Source organism: Kitasatospora sp. NPDC101157 (assembly GCF_044768255.1).
Classification (GTDB): domain Bacteria; phylum Actinomycetota; class Actinomycetes; order Streptomycetales; family Streptomycetaceae; genus Kitasatospora.
The window spans coordinates 1-15949 of the sequence record NZ_JBIWPL010000039.1 but is presented as its reverse complement, the minus strand read 5'-3'; the positions used below and the strand labels follow the sequence as shown (position 1 = coordinate 15949).

General features: G+C 74.3%; 10 protein-coding genes. 3 read left to right on the top strand and 7 right to left on the bottom strand.

What is annotated here, in order from left to right:
* Positions 1–4: 4 nt before the first annotated feature.
* The 3 genes from ACIRVF_RS40030 to ACIRVF_RS40020 all read right to left on the bottom strand — a co-directional run bounded on the left by ACIRVF_RS40030 (position 5) and on the right by ACIRVF_RS40020 (position 3684).
* Positions 5–1528 carry a sugar transferase gene (locus tag ACIRVF_RS40030; protein ID WP_402829466.1) on the bottom strand — a complete coding sequence of 508 codons (1524 nt, stop codon included), beginning with the start codon at positions 1526–1528 and terminating at the stop codon, positions 5–7.
* 393 nt (positions 1529–1921) lie between these two features.
* Positions 1922–3076, bottom strand: coding sequence for a glycosyltransferase (locus tag ACIRVF_RS40025; RefSeq protein ID WP_402829464.1), 1155 nt, complete (start codon positions 3074–3076; stop codon positions 1922–1924).
* Between the two features lie 167 nt (positions 3077–3243).
* Positions 3244–3684, bottom strand: a complete 441-nt coding sequence (locus tag ACIRVF_RS40020; RefSeq protein ID WP_402829462.1) for an SRPBCC family protein — start codon at positions 3682–3684, stop codon at positions 3244–3246.
* 157 nt (positions 3685–3841) lie between these two features.
* On the opposite strand from ACIRVF_RS40020, the gene ACIRVF_RS40015 reads away from it, so the two are divergent.
* The gene (locus ACIRVF_RS40015) at positions 3842–4738 is read left to right on the top strand and encodes a HipA family kinase (RefSeq protein ID WP_402829460.1); all 897 of its coding nucleotides are present in this window, start codon (positions 3842–3844) and stop codon (positions 4736–4738) included.
* Between the two features lie 115 nt (positions 4739–4853).
* Here ACIRVF_RS40015 and ACIRVF_RS40010 read toward each other — a convergent pair whose 3' ends face one another.
* The 4 genes from ACIRVF_RS40010 to ACIRVF_RS39995 all read right to left on the bottom strand — a co-directional run bounded on the left by ACIRVF_RS40010 (position 4854) and on the right by ACIRVF_RS39995 (position 11991).
* Positions 4854–6344: a S8 family peptidase gene (locus tag ACIRVF_RS40010; RefSeq protein WP_402829458.1), complete on the bottom strand. Its 1491-nt coding sequence runs from the start codon at positions 6342–6344 to the stop codon at positions 4854–4856.
* 246 nt (positions 6345–6590) lie between these two features.
* Positions 6591–7715: an amidohydrolase family protein gene (locus ACIRVF_RS40005; RefSeq protein WP_402829456.1), complete on the bottom strand. Its 1125-nt coding sequence runs from the start codon at positions 7713–7715 to the stop codon at positions 6591–6593.
* 3 nt (positions 7716–7718) lie between these two features.
* The gene (locus tag ACIRVF_RS40000) at positions 7719–9188 is read right to left on the bottom strand and encodes a glutamine synthetase (protein ID WP_402829454.1); all 1470 of its coding nucleotides are present in this window, start codon (positions 9186–9188) and stop codon (positions 7719–7721) included.
* A gap of 76 nt (positions 9189–9264) precedes the next feature.
* Positions 9265–11991 carry an MXAN_6230/SCO0854 family RING domain-containing protein gene (locus ACIRVF_RS39995; protein ID WP_402829452.1) on the bottom strand — a complete coding sequence of 909 codons (2727 nt, stop codon included), beginning with the start codon at positions 11989–11991 and terminating at the stop codon, positions 9265–9267.
* Positions 11992–12535: 544 nt separating this feature from the next.
* On the opposite strand from ACIRVF_RS39995, the gene ACIRVF_RS39990 reads away from it, so the two are divergent.
* Both ACIRVF_RS39990 and ACIRVF_RS39985 read left to right on the top strand, forming a co-directional pair.
* Positions 12536–14311, top strand: a complete 1776-nt coding sequence (locus ACIRVF_RS39990) for a 3-hydroxyacyl-CoA dehydrogenase family protein (RefSeq protein WP_402829450.1) — start codon at positions 12536–12538, stop codon at positions 14309–14311.
* A 230-nt stretch (positions 14312–14541) separates the two neighbouring features.
* Positions 14542–15462: a TetR family transcriptional regulator gene (locus ACIRVF_RS39985; protein WP_402829448.1), complete on the top strand. Its 921-nt coding sequence runs from the start codon at positions 14542–14544 to the stop codon at positions 15460–15462.
* Positions 15463–15949: the final 487 nt, after the last annotated feature.

Genomic DNA, 15949 nt, shown 5'->3' with positions numbered 1-15949 from the left:
CGGGTCAGCTCCCGTCCGGGTGGAGCATCATGGCCGCGGTGCGGCACAGGATCTTGACGTCCTGCCAGAGGCTCCAGCTCTCGATGTAGCGGTTGTCGAAGCGGGCCCGGTCCTCGATCGAGGTGTCCCCGCGCAGGCCGTTGACCTGGGCGAGGCCGGTGAGGCCGACCGGGACGCGGTGGCGGTCGGCGTACTCGGGGTAGGCCTGGCTGAACCGCATGACGAAGTACGGGCGTTCGGGGCGCGGGCCGACCAGGCTCATGTCGCCGCGCAGGACGTTCCACAGCTGCGGCAGCTCGTCCAGCGAGCTCTTGCGCAGCAGGCGGCCGACGGCGCCCATCCGCTGGTCCTGGGCGATGTTCCAGCGGGTCGCCGACTCGTGCTCGTTGCTGGGGCGCAGGGTGCGGAACTTCAGGACGGTGAAGACCCGCCCGTCCAGGCCGGTGCGCTGCTGGCGGAAGAGCACGCCGGGGCCGGTGTCGAAGCGGACGGCGAGGGCGCACAGCGCGAGGACGGGGGCGAGCAGCAGCAGGCCGAGCCCGGCGGCGGTGACGTCCAGGGCGCGCTTGACGGCCCAGCCGGGGCGGCGCATGGCCGGGCTGCCGAGCCGCAGGCAGGGGAAGCCCCACAGGTGGTCGGCGCCGGCGATCGGGGTGGTGGGCAGCGAGCCGTGCTCGCGCAGCGCGGGCACCAGCCAGACCTGGCAGCCGAGCCGGACGGCGTCGCGCAGGGTGGCGGCGGTCTCGGCCTCGTCGGCGGCACCTGCGGTGGCGATCACGTGGTGGATCCGGTGCCGGCGGACCTCGCGCTCCAGCACCTCGCGGCCGCCGAGGACGGGCAGGTCGGTGTCGCCGGCCAGCAGCGGCGGGTCGGCGTCCAGGAAACCGACCGGGCGCATGCCGTACTCGCCGTGTTCGCGCAGGGCGGTGGCGACCGTGCGGCCGAGCCGCCCGGCGCCGAGGACCAGGACGGGGCTGGGGCGGCCGCGGCGGATCCGCCGGACCAGGTGGTAGAGGAAGCCGCGGCCGACGGAGGCGATCAGCAACTGGGCGCCGAGCAGGACGGTGAGGCGGGCCGGGGTGGCCGGGCCGCAGTCGGGCCAGCGGCCGTCCAGGCAGCCGGCCAGGGTGACGGCGAAGGCGGTGGCGACCACGGCCCGGACGGCCAGGGCGGGCAGTTCGTCCAGGACGGACAGGGTGAGCCGGGTGCGGTAGAGGCCGCCGGCCAGGTTGAGCAGCAGGAGCAGGGGCAGGACGGCCGTGGCACCGAGCAGCGGGGCGAGCGGGACGGGCGGGTCGATCGCCCGGTTGGCGATGCCGGTGCCGGTGCACAGCGCGATCGCGTCGACCTGGACCATCGCGAGCGGCAGGGCGAGCCGGGAGCGGACCGCCCTGCGGTGCCGGCGGGGCGACGGCACGGCCCGGGTGTACGCCGATCCGGTCGGCCGGTCGAGCAGCCCCGTGGCGGGCAGACGAGGGCCGGACAGGGGCCCGCCGGATCGCGGCACACTCTCGTGGTCAATGGTCATCAGCGCACGAACTCCCCTGCTGTGTGCCCGGGGTGACGGCCCCCCGGCACCGATGGGCGAGGAGCGGCCGTCCCGGCCCGGTGGGCGCGGTCCTGACAGCACCTGCCATCGCTGGCGGCTCTCGGTGGTCCCGCGAACGGGCCGATCGCGGAACTGCCGGTCACCTTGGAAGCGGCCGCGAGGGGCCCGGAGGCGAATTTCCGGGATGACATAGAAACGAAGCAGGCAAAATCCGACAATACCGAACCCTTACAGAGGGGCCGGAAGTTGACTTGCCGTTTCATTCCAGCCGCCCATTAATAGGTATTTCGGATTGAACGCCTCGCCCATATCCGGTTGAGGGTGCGAATACTCCGGCGCCGGAACGGCGGGGATTCACGGCATGTGAAACGATCAGATCCGCTCTGGGACACGGGCCCGGCGCCGTCCGGCCGCCGGCCCGGCACCCAGTAGGTCGCGATACAGGTCGTCCACCTGTTCGACCACGGTGCGGACGTCATGGCGGCCGACCACGTGGTCACGCAGCCGGGCACCGCGTCGCTCGCACTCGATCGGATCGGACAGCGCTTCGGCCATCCGGGTGGCGAGCACCTCCGCGTCCTCCGGCGGCACCACCGACTGCGCCCGCTCGTTCTGCGGCAGGCACTCCCGGGCGCCCGGCACGTCGGTCAGCAGCACCGGACGGGCGGCCGCCATCGCCTCCAGCGGCGCCAGCGCCATGCCCTCCCAACGCGAGGGCAGCACCACCAGGTCGGCCGCCGCCAGCCACGGGCGCGGGTCCGGCACGTCCCCGACCAGCCGGACCCGGCACGGCTCGGCCGACTCCCGGACCGTCTCCGCCACCCGCTGCTCCTCCGGCCCGCCGCCGACCAGCGCCAGCCTGGCCCGCGGGACCCGGCGCAGCACCTCCGGCCAGGCGGCCAGCAGCACGTCCTGGCCCTTCTGCCGGCACAGCCGCCCGACGCAGACCGCCAGCGGGGCGTCCAGGTCCAGCCCGAGCGCGATCCGGGCGGCCCGGCGGTCGGCCGGCGCGTAGTGGCGGACGTCGACGCCGTTGGGCACCACCGCCCAGTCGGCGTGCACCCCGACGGCCACCCCGTCCGCCCGCTCCTGGACGCTGACGCACAGCAGCCGGTGCGCCCAGCGGGTCGCGAAGCGCTCCCAGCGCAGGGTGGCGGCGGCCATCGGGCCCTCCGCGGCTGCGAAGGACCAGGCGTGCGGCTGGAAGACGGTCGGCACCGCGCCGCGCACGGCCAGCCGGCCGGCCAGCCCGGCCTTGGCACTGTGCAGGTGGACGACGTCGGGCGCGGCGGCCCGGACGATCCGGCGCAGCCGCCAGGTCTCGGCGGCGGTGGCCGGGCCGGGCGAACGGTCGGCGGACCAGTCCCGGACCAGCGCGCCCACCGCGGCGGCCTCCTCGGCCAGCCGGCCGCCGCGCGGGCAGGCGACCAGCACCCGGTGCCCGGCCTCGCGCTGCCCCCGGACCAGGTCGACGACGACGCGGGCGACTCCGCCGTCCACCGGCTGCGAAACGTGAAGGATCGTCATATGCACGGCGGCGAGCCTAGGGTGGCTCTCCCGCACCGCGAGACCCTCGTCACCCGCAGGTGGCGGGCCGTCCACCCGTACGGCTTGCCGCTCGTACGGGCGGACGAGCCGCTCGAAACTCCGGGCGATTCACCCGGTCCATCGGAACGGCTGGTACTCCGGCCCGGTCAGCGGACCTCGGCGGCCAGGTTGGCGAGCACCTGGTCGTGGATCCGGTTCAGGCCCTTGGGGGCGAAGGTGCGCTCGAAGAAGCCGCCGATGCCGCTCGCGCCCTGCCAGGTCGCGGTGACGGTGACCTTGGAGCGGCCCTCGCCGGCGGCCGAGACGGTCCAGGTGATCACCATGCTGGAGTTGGCGTCCTTCTCCACCAGCTGGTCCGGCTTCGGCGCCGAGACGGTGAACAGGCAGTCGCGCACCCGCTTCTCGGTGGCCTGCAGCTTCCAGTGCACCTGGGTGCCGGCACCGGTGCCGCCGACCCGCACCTCGTACTCGCTGTACTGCGCCGGCAGCAGCTTGGGGCGGGTCACCTGGTAGTCGGCCAGCGCCTCGTACACCCGCTCGGGGGCGGCGTCGTAGACCCGCTCGGTGGTGGCCTGCACCTGTCCCATGACCTTGCTCTCCTCGTGTGGTGGGTACCGGTCTGGCGGACCGTTCTCACCGGCAAGCCAATCACAGCGGCGGAATGCTCACGCGGCGGGCCGGTCCGCGGACGCCGGCCCGCGGGCGGGAGTCTGCGGACCGGCCCGAGAGGATAGGGTGGCCGGTGTGCTCGATCTGGTGACTGCGCTGCGCTACGTGGACCCGCTGCGGGCGGGGGGCTCGGTGCCGGGGATCGTCGAGACCGACGACCTGGGGACGTACGTGGTCAAGTTCACCGGTGCCGCCCAGGGGCGCAAGGCGCTGGTGGCCGAGGTGATCGTCGGTGAACTGGCCCGGCGGCTCGGGTTGCGGGTGCCGGAGCTGCGGCTGGTGGACTTCGATCCGGTGGTGGCCGCGGACGAGCCGGACACCGAGATCCAGGACATGCTCAGGGCCAGCGCCGGGCTGAACCTCGGGATGGACCTGCTGCCCGGGGCCGCGGACTACCGGCCGGGGGCGGTCCCGGTGGACTCCGCCGAGGCCGGGCGGGTGGTCTGGCTGGACGCGCTCACCGGCAATGTCGACCGCACCGTCCACAACCCCAACCTGGTGGTCTGGCACCGGCGGCTCTGGCTGATCGACAACGGCGCGGCGCTGATCTTCCACCACCGCTGGGCCACCGCCGAGGCGTCCGTCGGCAAGCGGTACGACCTCAGCGCCCACGCGCTCGGCGCCTGCGCCCCGGACGTCCGGCTGGCCGACGAGGACCTCGGGCCGCTGGTCACGGTCGAGCTGCTGGAGGAGGTGGTGGCGCTGGTCCCGGACGAGTGGCTGGCCGACGAGCCCGGCTTCGACTCGGCGGACGCCGTCCGGCGCGCGTACGTCGACCACCTGGCCGCCCGGGCGGTGCTCTCCGAGGAGTGGCTGCCGGAGGGGTTCGCCACCCCGGAGCAGCTGCGCGAGGCGGAGCTGCGGCGCGCGGCCCGCACCCGGGCCGGTCGGCCCGCCTGGCTGCGGGAGGTGCCGGACCTGCACGGCAAGCCGTCGGTGGAGACGGTCTGGGAGCACCACTTCGAGGGCTGATACCGGGGCCTCCCGGTGACCGGACGCAGTCGGGGAGCGGGGCCCGTGGCCCCGCTCCCCGAATCGGCGTTCGCCGCTCAGCGCTCGGTGGTCAGTGCGTCAGCACGTCAGCACGTCAGCGCCACCACTGGACCGCCTTCTCGGCGTTGATGATGCCCGCGCCGTAGAAGCCGTTGTCGTCCGCGCCGCCCTCGCAGGTGGCGGTGAACTTGCCGGTGTTGCCCGGGTTGTACACGCCGGTCGGGCAGGCGTGGGACTCGGCCTGGTTGGTGAGCAGCTCGGTCAGCTCGTCCGGGCTGGCCCACGGGAAGGTGCTGGCGAGCAGCGCGACCACGCCGGTGACGTGCGGGGTGGCCATCGAGGTGCCCTGCATGTACCCGTACTTGTTGCCCGGGATGGTCGAGAGAATGCGACCGTTCTTGTCCGGGGTGTTCGGGATCTGGTAGCGGGCGTCACCGCCCGGCGCGGCGACGGTGACGACGCCCTTGCCGTAGCTGGAGTAGTACGACTTGTCGCCGTTGACGCCGACCGCGGAGACCGCGACCACGCCGGGCAGCTCGGTCGGCAGCGACAGGCAGTCGTTGGTGATCGGGCGGCTGCCGGGCTTGGTGTCGTCCGGGCTGGCGACGTCAGTGGTCTTGTGCGCCAGGTCGATGTTCTCGTTGCCCGCGGCGGCGATGTCCAGGACGCCCTTGCGCTGCGAGAAGGCGACGGCCTTGCGGACCGCGTCCGAGATCGCGGCCTGGTCCTTGTCGTTCGGGCAGTTGAACATCCACGGGTCGACGTAGTAGCTGTTGTTCGTCACCTTGAAGCCGTGCTCGCCGGCCCAGACGAAGCCGCAGACCGCGTTCTCCGGGTAGATGAAGCCACCGTCGTCGACGACCTTGACCGCGGCCAGCTTCACGTTCGGGGCGACGCCGATGACGCCCTTGCCGTTCTTGGCGGCGGCGATGGTGCCGGCCACGTGGGTGCCGTGGTCGCTGGTGGTCGGCTGCCAGGCCTTCCAGTCGGTGTTCGTCCTGCCGTCGAGGCAGGAGACCGACTGCGAGGCGTCGACGTTGGCGGCCAGGTCCTCGTGGGTGGCGTCGATGCCGGAGTCCAGCACGCCGACGGTGACGTTGCGGCTGCCGAGCGAGAGCTTGTGCGCCTTGTCGACGCCGATCTGCCGCATGTCCCACTGGTTGGGCTCGTACGGCTCCTGGCCGTCGGCAGCGGCGGCGGCGCCGGTCGGTTCGGCGGCGACGTCGGCCTTGCCCTGGTCCGAGGCGAGGATGCCCTTGGTGCGGCTGGCGCCGACGGAGTCGACGCCCTTGGCCAGGCGCAGCTTCTCCGCGAACCTGGTGTCGTTCGAGTGGGCGACCACGACGCCGACCTGCTCGTAGGACTGGACCACCGTGCCGCCGAGGGCGGTGATGGCCTTCTCGACCTTCTGCACCTGACCGTGGTTGGCCTTGGTGTTGACGACGTAGCTGAGCAGCGGACCGGTCGTCGAGTCGCCGGTGGGCGCCGCGACGGCGGTGCCGGCCGGGAGCGCGAGGGCGCCGGCGGTGGCGAGCACGAGGCCCACTGCCGCGTACCGGGTCCGGCGGATCCGAGTAACTCTCATTGGGGTAGGCCCTCCCGAGTCGTCATGCGGCAGCTGCGGTGGCAGGTGCGCTGGGATGACCGGGACGTTAATGAATATTCGCTGAAAAGCGCAAGAGGTAGTCATCTAATCGTCACATCACAACCAAGAGCGTCGGTTAGCGCTCCATCGGTCAACAACCGCAACAGGGCGGGAGATTGTTAAAAAGTGATGGTTCGCCGACGAGACGACCTGGCTGGTCATGTACGCGAGGAGCAGCCGGAACGCCTACGGAAGCGCGTACAACCGGCGCGCGTTGTCGGCGGCGACCAGTCGCGCCAACCGCCTGGCGTCCGACGCCGAACAGGCGCCGTCCGCCTGCCAGTCGGAGAGCAGCCTGCCCAGTCCGTACCGGAACTGTGCGGCGCCCACCGAGAACAGTTCGGGAAGTCCGTAGGCATCGGTGGAGAACAACAGTTTTCCGAACGGCACGAGTTCGAGCATCTCCCCGAGCACTGCCGCCACCCGCGGCCCGGTGTAGGAGGCCGTCAGCCCGAGGTCCGTGTGCACCGCCGGAAAGGCCTGGGCCAGCCAGGCGGCCTGCCGGTGGTACGGATAGCCGTGCAGCAGCACCAGCGGGACGCCGCTCGGCTCGGCGGCGCGGACGAAGTCGGTCAGCAGGGCGGGGTCGGCGAGGTGCAGGGTGAGGTCGGGGTCACCGAAGCCGGTGTGGAGCTGGAGCGGCAGGCCCAGCTCGGCGCAGATGTCCACGGCCGTCCAGAGCAGGTGGTGCAGCAGCACCGGGTCGGTCAGCCGGGGCCGCCCGCCGCGCAGCCAGGCCCCCGCCGCGGCCACCACGGCCGGGCGCGCGGGCCGTTCGGCCGGGACGGCCAGGCCGTGCCGGTAGGCGAGCACCGACTTGACCGCGACCGCGCCGGTGGCGGCCGCCGCCAGCGCCTCGGCGACGGCCTGCGGCCAGTCCTCGGCGCCGGAGTCCACCGTCCCGGCCACCGACTCCAGCCGGACCACCTCGTGCACCACCGCCCCGGTGGCCTCGGCGAGTTCGGTCAGCGACAGCAGCTCGTGGCCCGCGGCTTCGGTCAGCCCGGTGTCCACCAGGCAGGTGTCCAGCCCGGCGGCCGCGAGCAGCCGGCGGGTCGCCTCGGCGGCGCCCAACTCGCGCCGCCGGGCCAGGTAGTCGGCGGCCGGGGCGTGCGCGGGCAGGCCGAGCGCGGGCGGACACCAGCGCCGCACGGCCAGGCCGAGCGCACTGTCGAAGGGCGAGCAACCGGGCGCGGGCGGGCGGTCGGACTCGGTGAGCAGCCCGGCCAGGGCGTCGTCGGCGAGCTCGGTGGCGACCACGCCGTGGCAGTGGTGGTCGACCAGCGCCCCGATCTCCGGGAGCCGGGCCACCGGTCAGTACCTCCAGCGCGTCGCGGCGACCAACTCCTCGGGGCCGACGGCCGCGTACTGCTCGGCCTCGGCCCGGCGCACCGCCAGCACGGCCTGGTGGAGCGGCTCGCCGAGCGCCTCGCGCAGCACCGCCGAGCGCTCGTAAGCGGCGATCGCCTCCGTCGGGGTCTGCGGCAGCCGGGGCACCGTACCGGGCTCGGCGGCGGCCGGATCCCCGGTGAACTCCGGGGGCAGCGGGTGGCGTTGCTCCAGCCCGGCGAGGCCGGCGGCGAGCACCCCGCCGACCGCCAGGTACGGGTTGGCGCTCGCGTCGAAGCACTTGACCTCGGCGTTCGCGGCGGCGGCCCGCTCCCCGGTGGAGCCGGTGATCAGGCGCAGCGCGGCCTCCCGGTTCTCCAGGCCCCAGCACTGGTAGGCCCCGGCCCAGTGCGACGGCACCAGCCGCAGGTACCCGGCGGGACTGGAGCAGCCCAGCACCAGGAGTTCGGGCAGGGCCCGGAGCACTCCGGCGAGGAAGCCCTCGGCCTCGGCCGTCAGCCCGTGCGGACCGGGGCCGTCGTGGCCGAGGTTGCGGCCGTCCCGCCAGAGGCTGAGGTGCAGGTGCCCGCCGTTGCCGACCGCGTCCGGTTCGACCACGGGGGCGAAGGAGGCCCGCAGGCCGTACCTGGCGGAGACGGCGCGGACGGTCTGCCGGACCAGGACGGAGGTGTCGGCTGCGCCGACCGGGCCCTCGGGGGCGACCGAGACCTCGAACTGGCCCGGGGCGTACTCGGGGTGGATCTGCAGCACGCCCAGCCCCTGCTCGCCGAGGGCGCGCAGGACGTCCCGCAGGTAGTCGGAGAGGTCGGTGAGGCGGTGCATGCCGTAGGCGGGGCCGTGCGTCGGGTACTGCGGCGGCTCGTTCGGGGCCCCGGCCAGGGCGACCACCCACTCGACCTCGATACCGGCCTTGACGCTCAGCCCGGCGGCGGCAACCGCGGCCTCCATCCGGCGCGCGAACAGCCGTTGGCAGCCGGGGTGCGGGCCGCCGGCCTGGGTGTGGCGGTCCCCCGGGGCCCAGGCCCAGCCGGGCTGGGCGGCCAGCGGGACGAGCCGGTCGAGGTCGGGGTAGAGCCGCAGGTCCCCGGTGGGGCCGCCGATGACCGGGCTGGTGGTGATGGAGTCGTCGGCGAGGAACACGTCGAAGCAGGGCGACGTCCCGACGCCCCACTCGGCCGCGTGCACCAGGCCGCCGAGCGGCACGGCCTTGACCCGGGTGATGCCGGCGTTGTCCACCCACGTGACGGCCACCGCGTCGACGGCGGCGGTGCGCAGCCGGTCGGCCGCCTCCTCGGCCCGCGCGGCGCGCTCGGCCCGTGGGGGCAGCGCGACGGCGGCCGTGAGGGCGGCCGGGGCGGTGCCGGGGCCGAACGGCCCGGCGCGCCCGGTGGGGTCGGCCGGCTCTGCGGGCTGGGAGGCGGTGACAGTGCCCATGTCACCATGCTGCCCAACCGACCGGGTGCCGGTAACTCCCCTATCGGGTGGAACAGATGGACGCCCGTCCGTCCGTTCACTCGATGGAGGAGTCGCCGCCCGGAGCGAAGCGGGCCACCAACTCCCCCGCGGTGATCCGCTCCACGGCGTCCGGGGCGCCGTCCAGCGGCCCCGGGTAGAGCCGGTAGAGCGTCCCGCCCGCTCCCGCCGGGGCGGGCACGTCGGCGTGCACCAGGGCCGTGAACGCCCGGGTGCCGGCCAGGCGTTCGGCGATCAGCCGGGCGGTGTCGTCCGGTGGCTGCTCGGTGCGGTGGTCGCTCTCGTGCCGCTCGCGCACCCGCTCGGCGAAGGCGGCCACCGGTTCGTCGGCTCCCCGGCGGTAGCAGCCGAGCCCGCGGCCCGTCCGGTCACGCACCCACACCTCGTCGCTGCCGGCCGCGGCGGCGGCGCAGCCGAGGTCCCACAGGGTGGCCCGGGAGCCCGGGGCGAAGTGGGTCAGCACCGACTCGGCCAGCGAGCCGATCGCGGCGTGGTGCCGGCCGACGTTGTGGAACCCGGCGCCGGAGCCGACGTTGAGGTCGGTCCAGGTGTGGGTGCGGGCCTGCAGGTCGACGATCATCGGCACGCAGATCCGGGCCTCCCCCGCGAGGTCCAGCCGCTGGCGCACGCTGCGGGGGTGGAAGCTGCCGGTGCGCTGCCGGGCCGCCTCGGAAGGGGTGAGGGACATGAATCCGGCGAAGGCGTCGGTGAGGTCCTCGAAGGGAACGTCGTTGTAGCTGAAGACCACCACCACGGCGTACCGGGCGCCTGCCTTGCCCAGCGCCCGCACGTCGAGGTCGACGAACTCGGTGGCGCCGTGCGGCGGCGGGGCGGTGGTGAAGTCGCCGGAGTGCACGGCGGCGCGCGGGCCGAGCACCAGCCGGGTGTAGTCGCACAGGCCGGTGAAACGCCATTCCTCGTCGTAGAAGGCGACCGACAGGTCGAGGTCCACCCGCTGGTGGGCGCGCTGCATCCAGTGCACGAACAGGCGCAGGTGCTGCCCGTCCGGGAGCGGCTGCACGCTGCCGCGGGGGACCGCGACCAGGGACTTGGCACTGGCGCGTTCGGCGAACGGGACGAACAGGTCGGCCAGTCCGGCGTCCAGCACGGCCACCTCGTAGCGGCCGGCCTCCGCCGCCGACCGCTCGGCGCGGCGCAGCAGTTCGGCCTCGATCAGGGCGCAGACCGGCGCGCTCAGCCCGGCCGGGACGGGCGTGCCCCAGTCGGAGCGGGCGTGGGCGGAGGCGACCCGGCCGCGCGGGAAGTACAGCCGCTGCTCGCCGAGCCGGCGGGGTGCGCGCAGCCGTCCGTACGCGCCGAGCAGCGGCCCGGGGGCGACGGCGCGCAGGGCCCGCGGGAGGGCGTCGGCGAGTCCGGCGGGCAGCGGTTCGCCGGGGAGCCAGGCGGCCTGCACCCGCAGCAAGTGGTGCAGTCGGCGCACCAGTTCGCCGGGACGGGTGGCCAGCAGCCGGACGGCGGCGGGCAGGTCGCCCTGGGCGAGGGCGTGCTCGACCCGGGCGGCGAAGGTCTCGACGGTGAGCCGGGTGTGGCCGGCGGGCGTCTCGCGGACCCGCAGCGGGGCGGGGGCCTCGCGCAGCTGCGGGCCGAGGCCGTGCAGGTCGAGGTCGCTCTGCCGCACGACCGCGAAGGCGGCGGCCGCGTAGGGGAAGCGGTCCCGGTGCTCGTAGGGGTGCAGCAGTTCGCCGGCCCGCAGCCAGGCGGCGCGGTGGCGGCGCAGGTCCTCGGCGAGGGTGCCGACCGGGAACGCGTCCAGGACGGCGAGCAGTTCGCGGCGCAGCGGGCGGGGCAGGTTGCGCAGCCGCAGGGTGCGGGCGGTGGCCGGCAGCAGGTCGGGCTCGGCGCCGGACCAGGCCCAGATCAGCCGCAGCACGTCGGTGGCGGTGGTGAGGTGGGCGGCGAGCAGCGGGCGGGTGCGCTCCGGGTCTCGGCGCAGCAGGGTGGCCAGCACGGTGGCGCGGCTCTCCCGGACCGGGATCTCCGCGGGCAGCCAGGCGGCCGGGTCGGCCGGGGCGTGGTCGAGCAGCAGGGCGAGGTCCTCGCGCTCCTGCGGGTCGAGCGGGGTCCGCCGGGTGAGCAGGGCGGCGAGCGCGGCGCCGACGAGCGCGGCCGCGTCGCCGGCCTCGGCCAGGCGCAGGGGCTTGAGCGTCTGGCCCGGTGCCAGGTCGCGGGCGGCCTTGCGGGCGCCCCTGGTGTCGGTGGGCAGGTGGTGCTCGCGGTCCAGCGGAGTGTCGCAGAGCGGGCAGTGGCGATCGTCGCCGTCCTCGCCCAGTTCCTCGAAGCAGTCCCCGCACAGCAGGTGGGCGCAGGGGGCGAGGGCGCCGATCCCGGCCTCCAGGCTGGTGCGCTCGCAGACCACGCAGAGCTGGCCGGCCTGGTGGAGAAGGTGGCCGCGGACGAGGACGGAGTAGTCGGCGTGGGCGTGCGAGGGCACGCCGTCGGGGAAGCGGCGGAACAGCGGCTGGTGGCGGCGGTCGCTGCCGAGCAGGGCCTCGATGCCGGCCAGCAGCCGGGCGCCGGCCTCGGCGAGGTCGGCCGGGCGCAGTCGGCGCAGGGCGTCGTGCAGCGGCTTGGTGAGGACGTGGCCGAGCCGTGCCAGGTCGGCTTCCAGGGCCACCAGGCCCTTGGCCGTCCACGGGTCGGGTTCGCCGGGCGCGGCCCCGGGTGCGACCAGGACCTGTCCGTGGTGGCGCAGCAGGTAGGCGTCCAGGGCGCTCCCGGGCGCGGCGGTGTCGGGCTTCTTCACTTCTCTGTCCCCCGCTGGATATGACGAAGCGGGGGCGGAGAGTGGGCGCACTCGGGTCATTTCAAAGATGAGGAGAAGGAAGCACGCCGCGGAGCCGCCCCCGCGTCGATCACCCTAGCGAATCCGCTGCGGGGCGCCGAACGGTTTTCCGCCCCCGCCCCCTTCCTACCGGCCAGTAGCTTCGCTACAGTGGCCGCACGCACGACCGCCGGGCTTCGGGAGCCGCACCGGCGGGAGGTCGCGGTCGCCGTGTCTGCGGCACCCGCGCGGTGCGTCTTCACCGGCCGGTGCCGCGAACCGCGGCGGGCCGGGTTTCTCTCCTCGTATCAGCGCCGCTTCCTTCACCTTCGAGCGCCTGAGCACCACGGCACACCCCGCAGTTCGGCCGGAGCGGACCGGCCGACGCCCGGGTCTGCCGGATCGTCATCTCCCCAGCCCCCGCGCGTGGACCCTCCTCCGGCGGCGGCCGCCCCCGTTTCGTCGACGGGTGCGGCGGCCCGCCCGCCGGAGCACGCGCGGGCCCTTCATGACTAGGAGTCAGGACATGGAGCGTCCCTTCCCCACCGTGGCCGTCGTCGGCCTCGGCACGATGGGTGCCGGCGTCGCGGTCGCGGTCGCCAGGAGCGGCCGCCGGGTGATCGGCATCGAGGCCACCGAAGACTCGGCCGCCCGGGCGCTGGCCCGGATCGAGGAGGCGACCGCGCACGCGGTCGACCGCGAGCGGATCACCGCCGAGGAGCGCACCGCGCTGCTGGCCCGGATCTCGGTCGGGCACGCGCTGGCGGCCGCCGCCGACGCGGACCTGGTGATCGAGGAGGTCCCCGAGCAGCTGGAGCTGAAGCGGGAGGTCTTCGCCGAGCTGGACCGGATCTGCCCGGAGAGCACCGTGCTGGCCACCGGCACCACCGCCCTGTCGGTGACCCGGATCGCGGCCGCGACCGCCCGTCCGGAGCGGGTGCTCGGCCTGCACTTCTTCAACCCGGTGCACACCATGAAGCTGGTCGAGGTGGTCCGCACCGTGCTGACCTCCCCGCAGACCGCCGAGGAAGCCGCCGCCTTCGCCCGCGACCTGGGCAAGGAGCCGGTGGCGGCCGGCGACCGGGCCGGCTTCGTGGTGAACGGCCTGCTGTTCGCGTACCTGAACCAGGCCGCCGCGATGTACGAGTCCAAGTACGCCTCCCGGGAGGACATCGACGCCGCGATGCGGCTCGGCTGCGGCCTGCCGATGGGCCCGCTGGCCCTGCTCGACCTGATCGGCGTCGACACCGCGCGCACCGTGCTGGAGGCGATGTACGAGCAGTCCCGCGACAAGCTGCACGCCCCCGCGCCGATCCTCGGCCAGCTGGTCTCGGCCGGGCTGCTGGGCCGCAAGTCCGGCCGCGGCTTCTACACCTACGAGGCGCCGGGCTCGTCCAGGGCCGTGGACGCGGCGACCGGACCGGCCCGCGCCCAGGTGCCCGGCCGCGCCGTGCACACGGTCGGGGTCTGCGGCTCGGGCACGATGGCCACCGGCATCGCCGAGGTGTTCGCCAAGGCCGGGCACCCGGTACTGCTGGCCGCCCGCAGCCAGGAGAAGGCCGACCGGGCCAAGGCGCAGCTGGCGAAGTCGCTGGAGCGCTCGGTCGCCAAGGGCCGGCTGAGCGGGGAGCAGCGGGACGCCGCCCTGGCGCTGGTCACCCCGGTCGGCCAGTACTCCGAGCTGGCCGAGGTGGACCTGGTGGTCGAGGCGGTCGCCGAGGACCTGGCGGTCAAGCGGGAGCTGTTCGCCACCCTGGACAAGATCGTCCGCCCGGGCGCGGTGCTCGCCACCACCACCTCCTCGCTGCCGGTGATCAGCTGCGCGACCGCGACCTCGCGGCCGCAGGACGTGATCGGCATGCACTTCTTCAACCCGGCCCCGGCGATGAAGCTGGTCGAGGTGGTCTCCACCGTGCTGACCGCCCCGGACGTCACCGCGACGGTGCTGGAGCTGACCGCGAAGGTGCGCAAGCACCCGGTGGAGTGCGGCGACCGGGCCGGCTTCATCGTCAACGCCCTGCTGTTCCCGTACCTGAACGACGCGGTGCGGATGCTCCAGGAGCACTACGCGACGGTGGACGACATCGACACCGCGATGAAGCTCGGCTGCGGCTACCCGATGGGCCCCTTCGAGCTGCTGGACGTGGTCGGCCTGGACGTCTCGCTGACCATCGAGCAGGTGCTGCACCAGGAGTTCCGCGAGCCGGGCCTGGCCGCCGCGCCGCTGCTGGAGCACCTGGTGGCGGCGGGCTGCCTGGGCCGCAAGACCGGCCGCGGCTTCCGCGACCACGCGCGCCGGTGACCACCGCACGGCCCGGGGGCGGGCAGCTACCGTACGACCCGGCGGCGGGGTCGGGCGGCGCCTACGGCAGCGGTGGCGCGGCGTACGGCCCCGGGGCCGCCGGGCGCCCCGGCTGGACCCCGGGGACGGTGTCCGCGCGCTGGCCCAGACCGGCCGTGACCGGCCCGGTCGTGCCGGTGCGCCGGGGAAGGGCGGCGGGCGCGCAGCCCGGGCCGTGTAGCGTTCCGGACATGGATCGGGTTCAGTCAGCCTCGCCGCAGCACTCCGCCGGACCGCGCGGCACCGACCGGACGGCGGGGCCGTCCGGGGGCGCCGCGCCGGAGGCGGGGCCGGGCAGCCGCCGGGCGGCGGCGCAGCGTCAGCAGATGCGCCAGGACCTGGCCGCTGCGGCGATGGAGCTGTTCGCCTCGCAGGGCTACGAGGAGACCACCGTCGACCAGATCGCCGCGGCCGCCGGGGTGGCCCGGCGTACCTTCTTCCGGTACTTCCGGTCGAAGGAGGAGGCGATCTTCCCCGACCACGACGACACCCTGGTCCGGGTGGCCGACCTGCTGGCGAGCGCCGAGCCGGAGGAGCACCCGCTGGACGTGGTCTGCCGCGGCATCAAGGAGGTGCTGCGGATGTACGCCTCCACCCCGGGGGTGTCGGTCGCGCGGTACCAGCTGATCCGTCAGGTCCCGGCGCTGCGCGAGCGGGAGATCGCCGTGGTGGCCCGGTACGAGCGGCTGTTCACCCGTTACCTGCTGGGCCGGTTCGACACCGGCGAGTCCATCCCCTCGGGCTGGCAGCGCGGGGGCGAGGACGACTCGATGCTGGCCGAGGTGTCGGCGGCGGCGGTCGTCGCGGCGCACAACCACGTGCTGCGGCGCTGGCTGCGGGCCGGCGGCCGCGGTGACGTGGAGGCGCAGCTGGACCACTCCTTCGAGGTGATCCGGCGGACCTTCTGGGCCGCCAGTTCGCCGGGTGCCAGACGCCGGGGCTCGCTGGTGGCACCGGGTGCCAGTGGGATGCCAGAGGCCGGGGTGGCGGAGAGCGCACTGAGTGCCAGTCCCGGAGGTGAGGTACTCATCACAGTCGCCCGCACGGATGCTCCGCTGGACGTCGTGGTGGACAGCATCCGGGCCGCACTGAGCGGCGCCCGGGACGCCTGAAGGTCATAAAACAGCAGTTCAGAGGCTGATTGAGGGCCCGCGCCGAATCTCCGGCGCGGGCCCTCGGCATACCCGCACCATCCGCGCCCCAGCCCCTTCCAGAGCGTCGGAATTCCTGACACCCGGTGTCTTTACGAGTGGCACAGGGTGCCACTACCTTGTTACTCACCAGTCGCGGCGCCGCGGCTCCCCACCTCGGCGCGCCGTCGTCCGGCGTTCCCACACCCCGGGAGCTGTGCCCGACCAAGCAGTGCCGGATCCGTCCGAACCACCCCGGGCGACCGCCTGACCGCCAACCACCCACCTCAGCGAAGCCGGTGTCCGCTCCCGGTTCCCCCAGACGCCCTGTGACCCTCACACAGGTACGCCTTCGGAGGCAGCCATGCAGGAAATCCTCGACGCGATCCTCAGCTCCGACGCCACGTCGGCGGACTTCGCGGCGCTCAAGCTCCCCGAGTCCTACCGGGCGGTCACGCTCCACAAGGAC

Excerpts from the sequence above, each read along its gene's own strand:
- ACIRVF_RS40030 (WP_402829466.1), bottom strand. The coding sequence starts at position 1,528 with ATGACCATTGACCACGAGAGTGTGCCGCGATCCGGCGGGCCCCTGTCC.
- ACIRVF_RS40025 (WP_402829464.1), bottom strand. The coding sequence starts at position 3,076 with ATGACGATCCTTCACGTTTCGCAGCCGGTGGACGGCGGAGTCGCCCGC.
- ACIRVF_RS40020 (WP_402829462.1), bottom strand. The coding sequence starts at position 3,684 with ATGGGACAGGTGCAGGCCACCACCGAGCGGGTCTACGACGCCGCCCCC.
- ACIRVF_RS40010 (WP_402829458.1), bottom strand. The coding sequence starts at position 6,344 with ATGAGAGTTACTCGGATCCGCCGGACCCGGTACGCGGCAGTGGGCCTC.
- ACIRVF_RS40000 (WP_402829454.1), bottom strand. The coding sequence starts at position 9,188 with ATGGGCACTGTCACCGCCTCCCAGCCCGCAGAGCCGGCCGACCCCACC.
- ACIRVF_RS39990 (WP_402829450.1), top strand. The coding sequence starts at position 12,536 with ATGGAGCGTCCCTTCCCCACCGTGGCCGTCGTCGGCCTCGGCACGATG.
- ACIRVF_RS39985 (WP_402829448.1), top strand. The coding sequence starts at position 14,542 with ATGGATCGGGTTCAGTCAGCCTCGCCGCAGCACTCCGCCGGACCGCGC.